At 57.7% G+C, this 17,179-nt stretch carries 14 protein-coding genes; 10 read left to right on the top strand and 4 right to left on the bottom strand.

The window, feature by feature from the left end; translation table 11 throughout:
- Positions 1-112 precede the first annotated feature (112 nt).
- On the bottom strand, positions 113-457 hold the full coding sequence (locus R3X27_RS19020) for a hypothetical protein (RefSeq protein WP_317710466.1): 345 nt from the start codon (positions 455-457) through the stop codon (positions 113-115).
- Entirely contained in the window at positions 447-731 is a 285-nt protein-coding gene (locus R3X27_RS19015) for a rod-binding protein (protein ID WP_317710484.1), read from the bottom strand. Before R3X27_RS19015 ends, R3X27_RS19020 begins: the two co-directional genes overlap by 11 nt.
- A gap of 82 nt (positions 732-813) precedes the next feature.
- Here R3X27_RS19015 and R3X27_RS19010 point away from each other — a divergent pair, with 82 nt between their 5' ends.
- Complete coding sequence (locus R3X27_RS19010) at positions 814-3,051, top strand: flagellar hook-length control protein FliK (protein ID WP_317710465.1); 2,238 nt, start codon at positions 814-816, stop codon at positions 3,049-3,051.
- Between the two features lie 12 nt (positions 3,052-3,063).
- Positions 3,064-3,732, top strand: coding sequence for a flagellar hook capping FlgD N-terminal domain-containing protein (locus R3X27_RS19005; RefSeq protein WP_317710464.1), 669 nt, complete (start codon positions 3,064-3,066; stop codon positions 3,730-3,732).
- 28 nt (positions 3,733-3,760) lie between these two features.
- On the opposite strand, the gene ubiB is transcribed toward R3X27_RS19005, so the two are convergent.
- Together ubiB and ubiE are read right to left on the bottom strand one after the other, a co-directional pair.
- Positions 3,761-5,293 carry a 2-polyprenylphenol 6-hydroxylase gene (ubiB, locus tag R3X27_RS19000; protein ID WP_317710463.1) on the bottom strand — a complete coding sequence of 511 codons (1,533 nt, stop codon included), beginning with the start codon at positions 5,291-5,293 and terminating at the stop codon, positions 3,761-3,763.
- 4 nt (positions 5,294-5,297) lie between these two features.
- Positions 5,298-6,050, bottom strand: coding sequence for a bifunctional demethylmenaquinone methyltransferase/2-methoxy-6-polyprenyl-1,4-benzoquinol methylase UbiE (ubiE, locus tag R3X27_RS18995; protein WP_317710462.1), 753 nt, complete (start codon positions 6,048-6,050; stop codon positions 5,298-5,300).
- A 96-nt stretch (positions 6,051-6,146) separates the two neighbouring features.
- On the opposite strand from ubiE, the gene mutM reads away from it, so the two are divergent.
- The 8 genes from mutM (at position 6,147) to R3X27_RS18955 (ending at position 17,063) form a co-directional block, all read left to right on the top strand.
- On the top strand, positions 6,147-6,998 hold the full coding sequence (gene mutM / locus R3X27_RS18990; RefSeq protein WP_317710461.1) for a bifunctional DNA-formamidopyrimidine glycosylase/DNA-(apurinic or apyrimidinic site) lyase: 852 nt from the start codon (positions 6,147-6,149) through the stop codon (positions 6,996-6,998).
- A 65-nt stretch (positions 6,999-7,063) separates the two neighbouring features.
- Positions 7,064-7,840 carry an enoyl-CoA hydratase gene (locus tag R3X27_RS18985; RefSeq protein WP_317710460.1) on the top strand — a complete coding sequence of 259 codons (777 nt, stop codon included), beginning with the start codon at positions 7,064-7,066 and terminating at the stop codon, positions 7,838-7,840.
- 88 nt (positions 7,841-7,928) lie between these two features.
- Positions 7,929-8,195: a 30S ribosomal protein S20 gene (gene rpsT, locus R3X27_RS18980; protein WP_317710459.1), complete on the top strand. Its 267-nt coding sequence runs from the start codon at positions 7,929-7,931 to the stop codon at positions 8,193-8,195.
- A 566-nt stretch (positions 8,196-8,761) separates the two neighbouring features.
- Complete coding sequence (gene dnaA, locus R3X27_RS18975; RefSeq protein WP_317710458.1) at positions 8,762-10,150, top strand: chromosomal replication initiator protein DnaA; 1,389 nt, start codon at positions 8,762-8,764, stop codon at positions 10,148-10,150.
- A 102-nt stretch (positions 10,151-10,252) separates the two neighbouring features.
- Positions 10,253-11,371, top strand: coding sequence for a DNA polymerase III subunit beta (gene dnaN, locus R3X27_RS18970; RefSeq protein ID WP_317710457.1), 1,119 nt, complete (start codon positions 10,253-10,255; stop codon positions 11,369-11,371).
- Between the two features lie 64 nt (positions 11,372-11,435).
- Complete coding sequence (gene recF, locus R3X27_RS18965) at positions 11,436-12,542, top strand: DNA replication/repair protein RecF (protein WP_317710456.1); 1,107 nt, start codon at positions 11,436-11,438, stop codon at positions 12,540-12,542.
- Between the two features lie 109 nt (positions 12,543-12,651).
- Positions 12,652-15,069 carry a DNA topoisomerase (ATP-hydrolyzing) subunit B gene (gene gyrB, locus R3X27_RS18960; protein ID WP_317710455.1) on the top strand — a complete coding sequence of 806 codons (2,418 nt, stop codon included), beginning with the start codon at positions 12,652-12,654 and terminating at the stop codon, positions 15,067-15,069.
- A gap of 1,136 nt (positions 15,070-16,205) precedes the next feature.
- Positions 16,206-17,063, top strand: coding sequence for an FRG domain-containing protein (locus R3X27_RS18955; RefSeq protein WP_317710454.1), 858 nt, complete (start codon positions 16,206-16,208; stop codon positions 17,061-17,063).
- The last annotated feature ends 116 nt before the right edge of the window (positions 17,064-17,179 follow it).

Here is a 17,179-nt window from a genome sequence, read left to right as displayed (position 1 = left end):
TGCCACCCTGCTTGGGGTGCATCGCCACTCTGGCCCTGATGCACTAATGGATTCCTAATTTGGTTCCTCTGCGAATATTGGATTTTAGTAGAATTTCCGTTGTTTCAAATGCTCAGGCGCGTCTTTCGATTTTGGGGTGGGCGGTCTTGATGTTCTTCATATCTCCGCCTCGCGTATAAGTATCCAACTGGAGCATTACCTTTCGAATCTCCTTGAGGCGCTCGGACGCGGTCCTGAAACCTTTGCTCGAGGCTTCGAGGAGTATCTGATTGCGGCGGACTTTCTGCTGAAGGTCTGCAAGTTGCTGAGAGGATAGAAGGGAGTTTGTCTCCAAACGTTGCGCGAGCTCCTGTTTGCGGGGCTCAAGGGCAGCGACCGACTCGATCTTTCCACTCAAGAGAAGCGCCTTCTCCTCTTCCAAAAGTGTCTTGAACTGAGACAGTGTTTCATTCGACATGAGAACGTTCCTTTAGTGAGTTGAATATCGACTCGGCGAGGCCGATGCCTCCGCGAGAGGCGATTTCGTCGGCTTGGGCGTTTCGCAGGAAACTGGCGAACTGGTCTTCGCCGACCCCTCCTCCGAAGGTTTCCGGTGTCTTTCCCACGCCAGCATGCTTCAGCATTTCCGAGAGGAATGTGGCTTCGAGGTCCATAGCGACTCGGCGGAGTGCTTCATCTGACTTCGTGTGCGAGGGCGGAACTAACCCTGATCCTGGTGCGTTGGTTGCCATCAGATCCATCGACGCTGTCTCCAGTAATCTAAAACTTTCTCGAATTTAGATTGAGCAGGGTAAAGGATCGGTAACCCGCTGCATGCAACTTGGCGTCATTCATCGGCAAAAGGCCAAGAAGACTATGCAGAATGCCCTCGTATCCACATTTATGAGTGGGAATGTCGCAGGTTGCGCGCGTGACGCTTCTTCGCAACCAGTGCCTAGTGAGGTTCCTTTTGGAGAAATACTTGCCAAAGAGAATGCTCCCATAAGCCGCAAGGCAGGTTTGGCGGCAGGAGAAATATCGCATCAGAATCCCAAAAACGGTGCGCCGTTGAATGGTGAGTCAGGAAGTCAATCTGATGTGTCATATCCCAGTGTTGGACCACAGTGTGCCGTGGCATCGGAGGATTCGGTCAGCGCAGGGCAGAACGCGGATTCGCGCCTTGAGACGGTTGCTTCAAGTGTAGCGGTTTCGGAAATTCGGTTTGAGAACGGTGTAGATGAGGATTCCGCGAATCTGGCGACCAAAGCTGTCCGGACAGGCGAGGGGCACATGCCTTGGGCGGCAGATGAAGAAGCATCCGACCCTGAAGGGGGAGAATCCTACGTCACACCAGGTATGCCCGACTCCCCGCCTTTGAGCGGGAGAGCCATTGGGGAAGATACTGATCCCGTGTCCGAAAGTGTCTCTGGGGCAGCGGCCAGTCTCACGTCAGACCTTGGCATATCGGAGAGTGCCAAAAGGGATCAGAGTTTGGAAGAGAACTGGCCCGACAGTACGTCTCCCTTTTTGGGGCAATCGGTTTTTGATGGGCAGGCAAGGGATACAACGGATGTCGCGGTTTTAGGGGATTCTCTCGCCTCCAGTATCGACACGAAAGAGCGACTGCAGGTCCCAGATGAGGCCGGTTTGCGAAGTGAAGAGTCACTGGCGCGGCCGCTCTCCGAACTTTCCAAAAAAGTTGATGGTGCTGCCGATCCGTTCGTTCGGTTCGATCCTGTGTCGCGTGGCAACGGCCGACCAGAAGGCAAGACAACAGATACCAGTCAGCCAGAAACGGGGGCTTTTCAACCTCAAAAGGAAGGTTCCTCCTTGGTTCGAAACCCAACAGCTCTTGCTCCGGGAGCGGCTGAACCGCCTCTAGAAGCCCGCACTTTGAACGCACCCTCGAATGCCGAGAGTGGCCAGTCCCGAGCGGCAATCAGAGAGGAATACAATCAGGAACGCGGTCTTCATTTTGCTCCAAAATCAATTGGCACTGGCATGAACCCTAGTCCCACACTGCCTAACGACTTGGGCAGGGAACAACCCCAACCGGACCTCACCGGTGAGCAACCAAACCTAGACGAGATCGACAAAGGAGGCAGCGAGCGTCGGATCGAAAATCTTGGCGGAACGCCTGAGACGCTTCCGTCGGGAACCGCTCGGGACGTTTTGTTGGCGCGCGCGGGTTTCGGAAATGCTGCATCCGAAATGGAGGCAGTTAGAGGGCCGTCGGGTACGAGTGAGATAGCTTCAAAGGTTCCCGGCGTGCTGAGGCAGATGCCTTTTGGCGTAACCAACGCAACAGTTGTGCAACAACCCGGCCAACCCGACGGTAAAGTCATACCGGAACTCGGCGTCTCCCTAGGGCAAGTGGCAAAAGTAAGCGACGTGCGAACGTCTGATCTGCCAAAATCCGGCAGCGCGGAAGCTCTTAAAGGAACGCGACCCTCACCCGCGCCCGATCCATCGGTTCAGAACCCGATCCAAGCATATCAGGCAATGGAAATGTCAAATGGGTTCATGCAGAATGCCGATGACAAAGCATTGTTAGGCGGCTTCGACGGAACTCCAGCCGAGTTTGGCGATATCCGAAGCGATATCTCGTTGGAGCGAGCACAGGCCCAAGCTTCCGGACCCACCGAACGCGGAGTCGGAGAGACTCAGATGCGGAGCAATGTTCGGTACGTTGCGACTACGATCGCTGAAAGAGCCGTTGCAAACTCAACCGGGACACTCGAACTTCGCATGTCCCCAGAAGAACTGGGCGCCCTACGCATCACCTTTTCCCAGGGAGAATCAAGCCTGGCGATCGTCATTCAAGCGGATCGTCCTGAAACGTTGGATTTGTTCCGCCGGAACATCGAGCAGTTTTCGCAGGACCTGAAGTCGCTTGGCTATGATGATGTCTCCATGTCCTTCGAAGGAGGACATGAGGAGGAGGGAGGTGCTGGGCGGGACGATGGGCATGTGGGCTCAGAGTTCAATCAAGTGGCTGCCCGACCCGAAGCTCAACCTGAGCAAGCAGATTCGTCTGATTCTGTTCGAAACGGCCTCGATCTCAGGCTCTGAAAGGGTACTACGATGACAACCGTCGACACCTCCACCGCGGCGTCGCTGACCAGCGCGGCAAATACGACAGTCTCCAGTTCAACAGCTATTTCATCTGATTTTGAAACCTGGATGAGTTTGTTGACGGCCCAGTTGCAGAATCAGGATCCTTTCGATCCTGTTGATTCAACAGAGTACACAGCACAATTGGCTCAGTTCTCCTCTGTTGAGCAGCAAGTACTGACGAATGATCTGCTCGGCGATCTGATTTCCGTCTCGACCTCCAGCGACATGGCGAGCATGGCGGAGTGGGTCGGTAAGGAGGTTCGTGTTGCAACGCCGGCGGACTACCTCGGTAATCCGATCGAAGTGCATGCAAGTTCCGATCCGGTTGCATATAGCGCCCAACTCGTTGTCAAGGGACCTTACGGTTCCGAGGTCGGTCGTTTTCCGATCGATACCGGCGAGTCGGACGTAATGTGGGAAGGAACGGACAGTGAAGGCAAAGCCGTCTCGTGGGGGAGCTACAGTTTCGAGGTCGAAAGCTTCGACTCAAACGGAGTGTCACTTGGCGTTGATGATGCGGAAATCTATACGGAAGTTCTGGAGGTTCAGCGGGTTGGCGATCAATACGCTCTCGTTTTGCCGAACGGATCGGCCGTTACAACCGATGATGTATCCGCTGTACGAAACCTGGATTGACGGTTAGCAGGCCTTCATTCGGCGGGACTCAGATCTGAGTCCCGAGCCAGATAGACAGGGAAGCCAGAGCCGCACCGGCCAGAAACCAAAGCCAACGCCTCGGTTTCTGTTCAGGTTCTGCAGGAGCCGAGCGTTGTAGTGCCTGGACTGCAAGCATGGATTCTGCCATTTCCGGTAGTCGGGGGGCGAAGTGGGACAGGATCTGCGCTGTTCTGGACAGATCACGCAGCAATGCCCGAGGACCGATACTCTTCTTGATGTAGTCTTCCACGACAGGGCGCGCGACATCCCACATGTTGATATCCGGATAGAGAGAGCGGGAGACGCCTTCGACGACCACCATGGTCCGTTGCAAGTGGATCAACTCCATACGGGTCTCCATGCCAAAACGTTCGGTGACCTCGAATAGGTAGCTCAGGACCCGGCCCATGGAGATATCGCCTGCCGACATGCCAAAGATTGGCTCGCCGACGACGCGCAGCGCTGAAGCGAACTCGTCGATATCGCGATCAGCCGGCACATATCCGGCCTCGAAATGCACTTCCGCGACGCGCCGGTAGTCCTTTTTGATGAAGCCATAGATGATCTCGGCATAGACGCGGCGGGTATACTCGTCCAGCCGACCCATGATGCCGAAATCCAAAGCGATCACGTCGCCATTCAGGCCGATCTTGAGATTCCCCTGATGCATGTCAGCATGGAAGAAACCGTTATGCAAAGCGTGTTTGAGAAAGAAGCCGAGAACACGTTCGCCAAGGACCTTGCGGTCGAAGCCCATCTCGTCGATTCGGCCAAGTTCATTGCAGGACGGACCTTCCGCCCAGTCCAGCGTCATGACGCGGCGATCCGATAGTTTCCAGTGCATCTTCGGCACCCAAAAGCCCTCGTCCTCCGCTGTGCTGGCCTCGTACTCGGCTGCGGACGCGGACTCGAGTCGCAAGTCCAACTCGCCCTTCACAGAACCGTGGAAATGCTCGATCACCGCGCGCGGGCGCAGCCGACGAGAGCCTGGTGCCAAGGTTTCGATGATGGTGGCGCCAAGATAGAAGGCATCGAAATCACGGCGAAAATCCCGCTCGATATTTGGCCGAAGAACCTTTACCGCAACTTCTCGACCTGTCTCGCGCAGCCGCGCCCTGTGAACCTGGGCGATAGATGCTGCCGCTACGGGCTCGGAGAACTCGGAGAAGACCTCGTCGACCTTGATTTCAAGCTCTTTCTCGATCGTTGTGATCGCTACATCGCGCGGGAAAGGCGGCATCCTGTCTTGCAGGATCTTGAGCTGATGGGCGAGGTCCTCGCCGACGACATCGGGGCGCGTCGACAGGATCTGGCCAAGCTTGACATAGGCTGGCCCCATCGCGTTGAGCGCGCTCAACAACGGCGGCAGGCTCGGATCTCCCTTGTAGCCCAACCACTTGAAGGGCCATCCGAGAGTGTGGGCGGCAATGCGGATAGGCCAAGGCGCATTGAGCGCGTCGAGCATCTCGCCCATGGCGTTGTTGCGTTCGAGGGTCGCGCCGACACGGATCAGGCGCCAGATATTATGAGGTCCACGCAAGGGGTCAGAGCTTCCAGCCGGAGTGCAGGGCGACAACGCCCATGGTCATGTTACGGTATTTCACCTGTTCGAACCCGGCATCTCGGATCATCGCCGCAAAGCGTTCCTGATCGGGAAAATTGCGAATGGATTCGACGAGATACTGGTAGCTGTCACGGTCATTGGCCACGACTTGCCCCATCGTCGGGATCAGATTGTAAGAGTAGCGGTCGTAGGCCCATTGCATCGCCGGATTCGGTAGCTGCGAGAACTCCAGCGTCATGATCCGGCCGCCGGGCTTGAGTACGCGGAAGGCCTCGGAGAGCGCGTCCTCGATGCGGGTCACGTTTCGGGTGCCGAAGGAATTTGTGAGCACGTCGAAGGAATTGTCTTCGAAGGGAAGGTCCATCGCGTCGCCCACAACCCAGTCGAGTCGGTCTGCCATACTCTCGGCATCGGCGCGCTTCTTGCCTTCTTCGAGCATGTCCGCCGTCATGTCGCAGACAACAGCGGTCGCCTCGGGGGCACGGCGCAGGAAGCGGAAGGCGATGTCACCGGTGCCGCCAGCCACATCCAGCAGGCGCTGGCCGGGCCGCGGCGCCAGCCAATCCATCATCGCATCCTTCCAGAGCCGGTGCACGCCGCCGCTCATGAGGTCATTCATCAGGTCATAGCGCGAGGCGACCGAGGAGAAGACGCCATGAACCATGTCCTTCTTCTCGTTCTCGGGCACAATCTGTTCGCCGAAATGGGTTGTCTTGGTAGAGTCGTCGCTCATGGGACTTGCTCCCGGATGATTTTCGTTCCCCCTTATAGGGCGATGCGGGCGGGCTGCAATGGACACCGCCACGAACTGCGGCGAAGGGAGACAGGCGTGCCGGAACTGCCGGAAGTGGAAACCGTGCGGCGCGGCTTGGAGCCGGTCATGGCGGGACAGAAGATCGTCGCCACCGAAATCCGGCGGCCAGATCTGCGGTGGCCATTCCCAGAGCGCATGCGGGAGCGGCTGGAGGGGCTTCGTGTGCTGCGCCTTCGGCGGCGGTCGAAATACATTCTTGTCGATCTGGAAAGCGGTGAGTCGCTTTTGGTGCATCTTGGAATGTCTGGACGGATGATCGTCTCCGGTGACGTGACGGGAAGTTTCCAGCACGACCTTTTGCCGCTGCAGAAACATGACCATGTTGTCCTCGACATGGAACAAGGCGCGCGGATTGTTTTCAACGACGCGCGTCGCTTCGGCGCGATGGATCTGCTCGAGACGGCCCGCGACGAAGCGCATCCGTTGCTTGCGGAGCTTGGTCCGGAGCCGCTTGGCAACAGTTTTGACGGCCCAACGCTATTGGCCGCGTTGCAAGGGCGGCGCAGTCCGGTCAAAGCTGCGTTGCTGGATCAGAAGACGGTTGCCGGGCTGGGAAATATCTATGTTTGCGAAGTGTTGCACCGCGCGGGGCTTTCACCGCTGCGGCGATGCGACAGGATCGCGTCGGCGCGGATCGAAGCGCTTGTGCCGGTGATCCGACAGGTGCTCCAGGAGGCCATCGCTGCGGGTGGCTCCAGCTTGCGGGACCACCGACAGACCAATGGAGATCTGGGCTACTTCCAACATGGCTTCCGCGCATATGGTCGAGAAGGAGAGCCCTGTCCGTCGGAGGGGTGTGGCGGCAGGATCCGGCGTGTTTCCCAGTCCGGACGCTCGACCTTCTATTGCCCGGACTGCCAAAGATAGCTTGATTGCGGCGGCGACGATGATAACCCTTGCGTCCTGTGCAATCACGGAAAGGCTCGGCCCGCATGGCTTTCGAGACATTGATCGTCGAAATAACCGATCACACCTGCCTCATCAGACTGAACCGACCCGAAGCGCTTAATGCGCTCAACACCCAGCTCCTGGGAGAGCTCGGTCAGGCTCTGCGCGAGGCCGAAGAGAACGAACGCGTCCGCTGTATCGTGCTGACAGGCTCCGAAAAGGCCTTCGCCGCCGGCGCGGATATTGCCGAGATGTCTGGCAAGAGCTTCGTTGATGTCTTCACAGAAGATCTCTTCGGCGCCGAGGGCGATGCGATTCTGCGAATCCGCAAACCGATCATCGCGGCGGTTTCCGGCTATGCGCTGGGTGGCGGTTGCGAGCTTGCGATGATGTGCGATTTCATCATTGCGGCCGACACGGCCAAGTTCGGCCAGCCTGAAATCAATCTCGGCGTGGTCGCCGGACTCGGTGGAACCCAGCGGATGACCCGATTCGTCGGAAAGTCGAAGAGCATGGATATGCATCTGACTGGCCGTTTCATGGATGCCGATGAAGCCGAACGTTCAGGTCTCGTCTCCCGCGTCGTACCGGCGAAAAAGCTGGTAGAAGAAGCAATGACGGCCGCTGGCAAGATCTCGCGCAAGTCCGCTCTTGCGGTCAAGGCGGTCAAGGAGTCGGTGAATCGCAGCTATGAAGTGCCACTGCGCGAAGGTTTGCTCTTCGAGCGCCGTCTCTTCCACGCGCTTTTCGCGACCGAAGACCAGAAAGAAGGCATGGGTGCTTTCCTGGAAAAGCGCGAAGCGCAGTTCCGTGACAAGTAGGCGATGCATTCCCTGTTGACTCGGGGGGGCAAGCCGCCTAGAGACGCGGCTTCAAGAACACATTCACCGAAATCCGGAACCCGTACACATGGCTAACACGCCCCAGTCCAAGAAGCGCGCCCGCCAGAATGAACGGCGCTATGCCGTCAACAAGGCGCGTCGCTCGCGTATCCGCACCTTCCTGCGGACAGTCGAGGAGGCAATTGCCTCCGGGGATCAGGAAACCGCCGTCGCCGCCCTGCGCGCTGCCCAGCCCGAGCTGATGCGCGGCGTCTCGAAAGGTGTCATGCACAAGAACACGGCATCGCGGAAAATCTCCCGCCTGTCGTCGCGCGTGAAGGCCATCGGCGCCTGATCTGACGTCAGATTAAAAGATTGAGCGGATGTGTCCTTTTGGGCGCATCCGCTTTTTCGTTTTAGCGCATAGATTGTTTGAAAACAGAGCCTTGTGGCGCTTGTTCGGATTCGTTTCAGCAAAGTAGGAGTCAAGATCGAAGTTCGGTTGCGTGGGCTCCGACGCAGTTGCTAGCTTAGCGCTGCGATTCACTTCGTCCGGGGGGACATGGATCGGACACGCGACGCTGGGAACTTGGGGAAGTTCATCCTTGCGGACGTCGTGCCCAGATCAAGCATTCGCCACTTCAGGCCGCGCGGCCTGGGTGACGGGTGTGGTTCGGACTGGTCATGGGGTTCCCATGGCCCGAAAGGCCCATGTCCACAACATGAGAGAACAGTTCGACTGTCGGGGGTCCGACAGGATCGAGTGGTGTAGGCAGGCAATTGCTGGCCTTGTCCGACAGCGCTCTGAGCGTTGCCTGCTCTCCCATTGCCACCGTTCACGTTGCGGGCGCGCCAATGGCTCCGGTCCGTCGTGGGATGACGGCGGTCCGGAAGCAAAAAAACGAAACGGACAAGGGCATAATGGAAAACGACACCTGGGGACGTGTGCAGCAGGATTTGTTGAAGGCGGTGGGTAAGAATAACTATGCGAACTGGATCGAGCCGCTGGAGTTCGATTCGGTAGAAGACGGGGTCGCCCGGTTTCACGCGCCAACGAGTTTCATCGGCAATTGGGTGTCGCGGAACTTCGCGGACCAGATACAGAATCACCTGATCAGGGCCGGTCTCTCGGTCGCGGATGTGCGGTTCGACGTCCCGGACAGGGCATCGCGCTGGGCTGGACCACAGGCCGCCGTGACCAACGCGGTGCCGAGCGAGAGCGCACCAGCGGTCCGAACGTCTGGCGCCGCGACAAGCGCTACAGGCGATCTGCCCGGAGCGCCGCTCGACAAGCGCTTCACTTTTGACAGCTTCGTAGTCGGCAAGCCCAACGAGTTGGCTCACGCCGCCGCGCGCCGCGTGGCCGAGGGTGGCTCGGTGAGCTTCAACCCGTTGTTCCTCTACGGCGGCGTCGGTCTCGGCAAGACGCACCTGATGCATGCGATTGCCTGGCAGCTTCAGACCGACCGCTCCGATCTGCGTGTCGTCTACCTCTCGGCCGAGCAGTTCATGTATCGTTTCGTTCGAGCGCTGCGCGAGAATGGCACTATGCAATTCAAGGAGCTGTTCCGCTCGGTCGATGTGCTGATGGTCGATGACGTGCAGTTCATTGCCGGCAAAGAATCCACCCAGGAGGAGTTCTTTCACACATTCAATGCCCTGGTGGATCAGAACAAACAGATCATCATCTCGGCCGATCGCGCGCCGGGGGAGATCAAGAAACTTGAGGAGCGGATCGCGAGCCGGCTGCAATCTGGCCTCGTGGTCGATCTCCACCCGACCGATTATGAGCTTCGGCTCGGCATCCTGCAGCACAAGGTCGATCAGTATCGCGAGAGCTATCCCGGGTTGCAGATCCAGGACGGCGTACTGGAATTCCTCGCACACCGGATCTCGACCAATGTCCGCGTCCTTGAAGGGGCGCTGACCAAGCTGTTTGCCTTCGGTTCGCTGGTCGGTCGCGAGATTACGATGGACTTGACGCAGGATTGCCTGGCCGATGTCCTGCGTGCCTCGGACCGCAAGGTGACTGTCGAAGAGATCCAGCGGAAGGTGTCCGAGCATTACAACATGCGGATGTCGGACATGATCGGCCCGAAGCGGCATCGCACCATCGCGCGTCCGCGCCAAATGGCGATGTATCTGAGCAAGCAACTCACCTCGCGTTCGCTGCCCGAGATCGGCCGACGCTTCGGTGGGCGGGACCACACCACGGTCATGCATGCGGTCAGGCGGATCGAGGAACTGAAGGCGGTCGACAACCAGATCGCCGAGGATCTTGAGCTGCTGCGGCGGATGCTGGAAGCCTGAGCGGCTGAATTGCCGCAAAGCGCTTTTCAGTGGCTTTTAGGCACTTGTGCCGGCATCCGAAAGCGATAGGGTGGCGGTCCCGGGAGAAATGGGAGCGGTTGCATGAAAATCAGCATTGAACGCGGCACCTTGCTGAAAGCGGTGTCTCAGGCACAGTCGGTTGTCGAGCGGCGCAATACGATCCCGATTCTCGCCAATGTCCTGATCGAAGCGGAAGGGGACAGCGTTGCCTTCCGGGCGACCGACCTCGATATCGAGGTCGTGGACAAGGCGGCAGCGCAGGTCGAACGCGCTGGCGCGACAACGGTCTCGGCCGTGACGCTGCACGAGATTGTTCGCAAGCTTCCTGATGGCGCGTTGGTCAAGCTGACTGATGACGGCGCATCCGGGCGGCTGACGGTCGAAGCGGGGCGGTCGAATTTCACCCTGGCCACGCTTCCGAAGGAAGATTTCCCGGTGATGGCCAATACGGAATACAGCTCGAATTTCGCGGCCGCGGCGCCGGTCCTGCGGCGTCTCTTCGACAAGTCGAAATTCGCTATCTCGACCGAGGAAACCCGCTATTACCTCAACGGTGTCTACATGCATGTCGCCGATGGTGAGGATGGCAAGGTGCTTCGCTGCGTGGCGACGGACGGCCATCGCCTGGCGCGGATCGATGCGGACCTGCCGCCCGGCGCCGAGACCATGCCTGGCGTGATCGTACCACGCAAGACCGTGGGCGAATTGCGCAAGCTGCTGGATGATGACGAGATGCAGATCGCGGTCTCGGTCTCCGAGACGAAGGTGCGCTTTGCTACGCCGGAAATCACGCTGACCTCGAAGGTCATCGACGGAACCTTCCCGGATTACGGGCGTGTCATCCCGGTGGGCAATTCGCGCAAACTGGAAGTCGACGCGTCCGAGTTCGCCAAAGCGGTGGACCGCGTGGCGACCGTCTCCTCGGAGCGGTCGCGGGCCGTCAAGCTGGCGCTGGACGAGGACAGGCTCATACTGTCGGTCAACGCCCCGGACAGCGGTGCGGCCGAGGAAGAGCTTTCTGTCGCCTATTCCGACGAGAAGCTGGAAATTGGCTTCAACGCGAAATACCTGCTGGAAATCGCTTCGCAGGTGGATCGCGAGAACGCAGTCTTCATGTTCAACTCCTCGGGCGACCCGACCCTGATGCGCGAAGGCTCGGATACGAGCGCGGTCTACGTCGTCATGCCGATGCGCGTGTGATGACGGATTCGCCGAGTCCTTTGGCCTCCGGCGGGGATATTTCTGGGCAGAAGAAGACTGTGGAATGGCCGGTCTGACGGTTTCTTCTCTGGGTCTGTCGCATTTTCGTTCGCACAAGGCAGTTCGGCTGGAGCTTGGGCCGGAGCCGGTTGCGCTTTTCGGTCCCAACGGCGCCGGAAAGACCAATCTTCTGGAAGCTCTCTCTCTACTGTCTCCGGGGCGCGGCATGCGTCGGGCGTCGGCGGAGGAGATGGCGCGACGCCCCGAAGCGCTTGGCTGGAAGGTTACGGCTGATATCGAAAGCTTCGGTAGGCAGCACCAAATCGCGACCTGGTCAGAACGCGGCGCGGCGCGGCAAGTTCAGCTAAATGACAAACCGGTTGCACAGCTTGCTCTTGGTGAGATCGTTCGCGTGGTCTGGCTTGTGCCGGCGATGGATCGTCTCTGGATCGAGGGTGCGGAGGGCCGACGGCGATTTCTTGACCGTATGGTGTTGAGCTTCGCGCCGCGCCATGGCGAGGTGTCTCTGACATATGAGAAGGCGATGCGCGAGCGGAACCGGCTGCTCAAGGACCAGGTCCGCGATGGCGCTTGGTATAAAGCGCTGGAGGCGCAGATGGCGCTTGCGGGCGCGGAGATTCAGGCCAACAGGCTGGCTGCCTTGGCACGGATCTCTGCGGCGCAAGACGGGGCTCAGACGGTGTTCCCGGCCGCGGAGCTGGCTTTGATTGGGCCGAACGGGGCAGAGTTTCCGATCAAGGAGTTTGATCTTGTCGAAGCGTTTCGAGCAGGGCGCCGGGCCGATATGGCGGCCGGGCGGACGTTGGTCGGGCCGCATCGGGCCGATCTCTCTGCGCTTTTTGCCGCGAAAGGGATCGAGGCGCGCAATTCCTCGACCGGCGAGCAGAAGGCGCTCTTGTTGTCCCTGATTTTATCCAATGCGCGGGCGCTGGCTGCGGATTTCGGTGCCGCGCCGTTGTTGCTGTTGGACGAAATCTCCGCGCATCTTGATGCAGAACGGCGCGCAGCGCTCTACGACGAGATTTCGGCGCTCGGCGCTCAGGCCTGGATGACCGGGACTGGGATAGAGCTGTTTGAGGATTTCGGCAGCCGGGCACGACGGTTCGAAGTGACCGAAACTGGCGGAGTTTCCGCAGTTCGGCGCTGCTGAACGCTGAACGCGACCTTTTCCTCGGTTTCCGTAGCAAATCTGATGTCAGTTGCGTGACATTCCCCAGCCTGCAACGTATAAAATCGCAACGATGAAAAGGAAGGACTGCATGGCAGACGAAGCGAACCGTCCGGAAGAATACGGCGCAGATTCCATTAAAGTTCTCAAGGGCTTGGAGGCTGTGCGCAAGCGTCCTGGCATGTATATCGGGGACACCGATGATGGCTCGGGCCTGCATCACATGGTCTATGAAGTCGTCGATAACGGGATCGACGAGGCACTGGCGGAGCATGCGGACTTCGTTAGCGTTACCATCAATGCCGACAACTCGGTTTCCGTGCGCGACAACGGGCGCGGGATTCCGGTCGATATTCATTCCGAAGAGGGTGTAAGCGCGGCCGAGGTCATCATGACCCAGCTTCACGCGGGCGGGAAGTTCGACAGCAACTCCTACAAGGTCTCAGGCGGCCTGCACGGCGTGGGCGTTTCTGTCGTCAATGCGCTCAGCGACTGGCTGGACCTGCGCATCTGGCGTGATGGCAAGGAACACTACGCCCGCTTCGAGCACGGCGAATGCACCGAGCATTTGCGCGTAGTCGGTGATGCGGACGGCGAGAAGGGGACCGAAGTGACGTTCATGGCGTCGCTGGATACGTTCTCCAACCTCGAATACTCCTTCAAAACGCTGGAAAATCGTCTTCGCGAGTTGGCCTTCCTCAACTCGGGTGTTCGCATCATCCTGCGGGATGAACGTCCGGCCGAACCGCTTGAAGCGGATATGTGCTACGAAGGCGGGGTGCGGGAATTCGTAAAATTCCTCGATCGCTCCAAGGCTTCGGCCATGGAAGACCCGATTTACATGACCGGCGAACGGGACGGGATCGGTGTTGAACTGGCGATGTGGTGGAACGACAGTTACCACGAGCATGTCTTGCCCTTTACCAACAACATCCCGCAGCGCGATGGCGGCACCCATCTGGCGGGCTTCCGGGGCGCGCTGACAAGGACGATCAATCTCTATGCCGGCTCTTCCGGGATCGCGCGCAAGGAGAAGGTGAATTTCACCGGTGACGACGCTCGCGAAGGTCTGACCTGTGTGCTGTCGGTCAAGGTGCCCGACCCTAAATTTTCCAGCCAGACCAAGGACAAGCTGGTGAGTTCCGAGGTCCGCCCGGCGGTCGAAGGTCTGGTCAACGAGAAACTCGGCGAGTGGTTCGAAGAGAACCCGGCGCAAGCGAAGGTGATCGTTGGCAAGATCATCGAGGCAGCCTTGGCGCGGGAAGCGGCCCGCAAGGCGCGGGAGCTTACGCGGCGAAAGACGGCGATGGACGTTGCGTCTTTGCCCGGTAAGTTGGCCGACTGTCAGGAGAAAGACCCGACAAAATCGGAGATTTTCCTCGTCGAGGGGGACTCGGCCGGCGGATCCGCCAAGCAGGGCCGCGCGCGGGCCAACCAGGCCGTGTTGCCGCTGCGGGGCAAGATCCTAAACGTGGAGCGAGCCCGGTTCGACCGGATGCTGTCGAGCCAGGAGATCGGTACACTGATCACGGCGCTTGGCACCGGCATCGGCCGCGATGAGTTCGATATCTCCAAGCTGCGCTACCACAAGATCGTCATCATGACGGATGCTGACGTGGACGGCGCACATATCCGGACATTGCTGCTCACCTTCTTCTTCCGGCAAATGCCGGAGATCATCGAACATGGAAATCTCTACATTGCTCAGCCGCCACTCTTCAAAGTGGCTCGGGGCAAATCCGAGGTCTATCTCAAGGACCAGTCGGCATTGGACGATTACCTGATCGACATGGGCGTGGACGGGGCGCGGCTGCGGCTTGGTACGGGCGAAGAGATTGCCGGCCAGGATCTCCTGCGTGTCGTCGAAGAGGCGCGGCAGGTTCGGCGCATGCTGCGCAGTTTCCCGACCCATTACCCGCATCACATTCTTGAACAAGCTGCTATCGCCGGCGCCTTCCTGCCTGGCCAGGTCGATGCGGACCTCCAGGGGACGGCGGACCGTGTTGCGATACGGCTCGACGCGGTGTCGCTCGAATATGAACGCGGCTGGCAAGGTCGCCCGACCCAGGACAAGGGGATTCGACTGACGCGTTCGGTCCGCGGCGTGGAAGAGGTCCGGCGGCTTGACGGTCCGGTTTTACGATCAGGCGAAGCGCGGCGACTGGGTGGGCATACCGAAGCGTTGCAGGAGACCTATGGTGCTGGTGCGGTCCTTTTGCGAAAAGACAAGGAAATCAAGGTCCATGGCCCGCTCGATCTTTTGGATGCGATACTGGAAGAGGGCGAAAAGGGTCTGAGCTTGCAGCGTTACAAAGGGTTGGGTGAAATGAATCCAGACCAGCTTTGGGAGACGACGCTGGATCCGAATGAACGCACATTGCTACAGGTTCGCATTGAGGACTTGGCCGAAGCGGATGATATCTTTACGAAACTGATGGGGGATGTGGTCGAGCCACGTCGAGAGTTCATTCAGACAAACGCTTTGAGTGTTGAGAACCTGGACGCTTAAACTGTTGTAGGGACGCGCATAACGCTGCACGCACCCCAAAGTACCGCGCATCTAGCCCAAAATTCTGCGCGGCCACTTCAATGGCAACGTACGTCCTCATGAACTCCCGTTGGGGAGCTTCGACGTAACCCATGAACACGGAAGTCCGAAATGAAATTACATTTCAATAACTTGATGTGCGTTGGTGAGTTTTGCTGGGTGTCCCTTTCTCATCGATTGAATGGAGAAATGTACGAGGGCATTTCGAAGGGGCTCTGGTTTCCGCATTGCACCTCCAAATTGAGTTTCAACTTCTAAAGGGACCTTCGTTTACCGGTCGCGGCGGCGGATATACGGGGAGGTTTTTGGATCCTCGGCAGGACAACACTCTCGAGACTACACAATAGCCGATTGAGAACGGCGGTTGCTGAATTCTGTGTCACGAAGAAGGTTAGTTGCGATCCAAGTTCAGGCCTGCCAATGCCTCCCGACGTCGCCTAGAGTGCCTTCCACAAAAAACTCATGGAAGATAACTGTGCAAGTTCTCAGCGATGTTGTTTGGACATCAAAGGCTGGTACGCGCCGGACCAGGCAAGGTTCTATTGCGACACGGACGAGGCGAAGAAGCTGATTGACAGGGTCGCAATCGATAGGCGTGGCGAAGTCATTCTGTTTGTTTGGTCAAAGCGTCCTTGAGAACTCGTCTCAAGGCCTAACCTGAGAAAGTCCAGCACGAGTGGAAACAGGGCGACCTCTTGCGTGGTCGCAACGGCTGCTAACTTCGCAGTGCCGCAGTTCACGATGGACCGGGGTTCGCAGGCGCAGCAATGCTAATAACGGCGTGAACGGCCCATTCCAGACCTTCGCCAGTCTGTTGGAATACCGCGGCGCAGCTCGTCAAAGCTGGCGTTCGCTGCGAGCACCCTACGTAAATGGCTGGGAAGGTCCACTCAGCGGAACGAAGGCGCACCTCGAAGAGTGAGATGCAGCCTTTGCAGAGTTGCTCGCTCTCGACATTTGCTTGTTTGGCTGGCAGTCTTCAAAATCATATGCGGTATGATCGACGCATATAGGCGATTCAAACCTCTAGTAAGGGCTTTCGCTTCTGGATCAATGCATACAACTGCAGCCTCTAACCTAATGGCGAAGTAAAAAAATTGTCTATCAAATCTGTTCCTGATTTCATCGAGACAATACTTGACACGAGATTGTCAACTCGAACGACCGCGACATTTCGTGGGCACGGAAGCACGGACTATAAGCTCCAACCGTCCATTTTCCGGAAGAAGGAAGTAATTGAAAACGAGCATATCTTGCTTAGGGAATTGGTGGCTGCCCATCCTGAGGACTTTCAAGGCGACACAAGCGCTTTGGAAATGTTGGTGAGGATGCAACACTATTCTCTGCCGACTAGATTGTTAGATGTAAGTTTCAATCCACTAGTCGCGCTATACTTTGCATGCGAAAGTGTAAAAAGGCGTCGCCGCTTCAGAAAAAATGGAAAGGATTTCTCTCGCACTGAGGAGGTTGATGGTGAGGTGGTTTCCCTTACAGTAAAAAATACGTTAATTCGCTACTTTGACAGCGACACTGTAAGTTGCCTAGCAAATCTATCTCGTCTTTCTTGGAAATACAAAATCGCGCTCAACACAGGCCTCGAACAAGACGAGTTTAATGACAGCACACCAGTTAAGAGGCTTCTGCACTTCATCAAGCAAGAGAAAAATGGCTTCCTACCAGAAATTGATCCTAGAGACCTTGATCTGATTTGTTTGGTTAAGCCCAAGCAAAACAATAAGCGAATCATAGCGCAGTCTGGTGCTTTTTTTGCTTTCGGATTGGACGATGAAATTTCTTCCGGTACTAGTGACAGAATAGAGGTAGATAACATCATAATAGACGCTGGATCGAAAGCTTCCATTCGAAAGGAGCTTGACAAGCTTGGAATCAACGAAAAGACAATGTTCCCCGAGATCGAACGGGCCGCTCGGTACATAATTGGTTCATTATCCTAAGTGCAGAAATGTCTCGTAGCGGCCCTAACCGGCTATTCATTTATTGATCGCTATACTGCGGCGCTGCCCGTCAGACCGGTCAATCGCCGCAACTGCAAAGCATTGGCGGTGGAGAA

The organism is Tropicimonas sp. TH_r6 (genome assembly GCF_033101155.1).
Lineage (GTDB): Bacteria > Pseudomonadota > Alphaproteobacteria > Rhodobacterales > Rhodobacteraceae > Tropicimonas.
The sequence above is the reverse complement of the archived record's forward strand: the minus strand, read 5'-3'. Positions and strand labels throughout refer to the sequence as shown.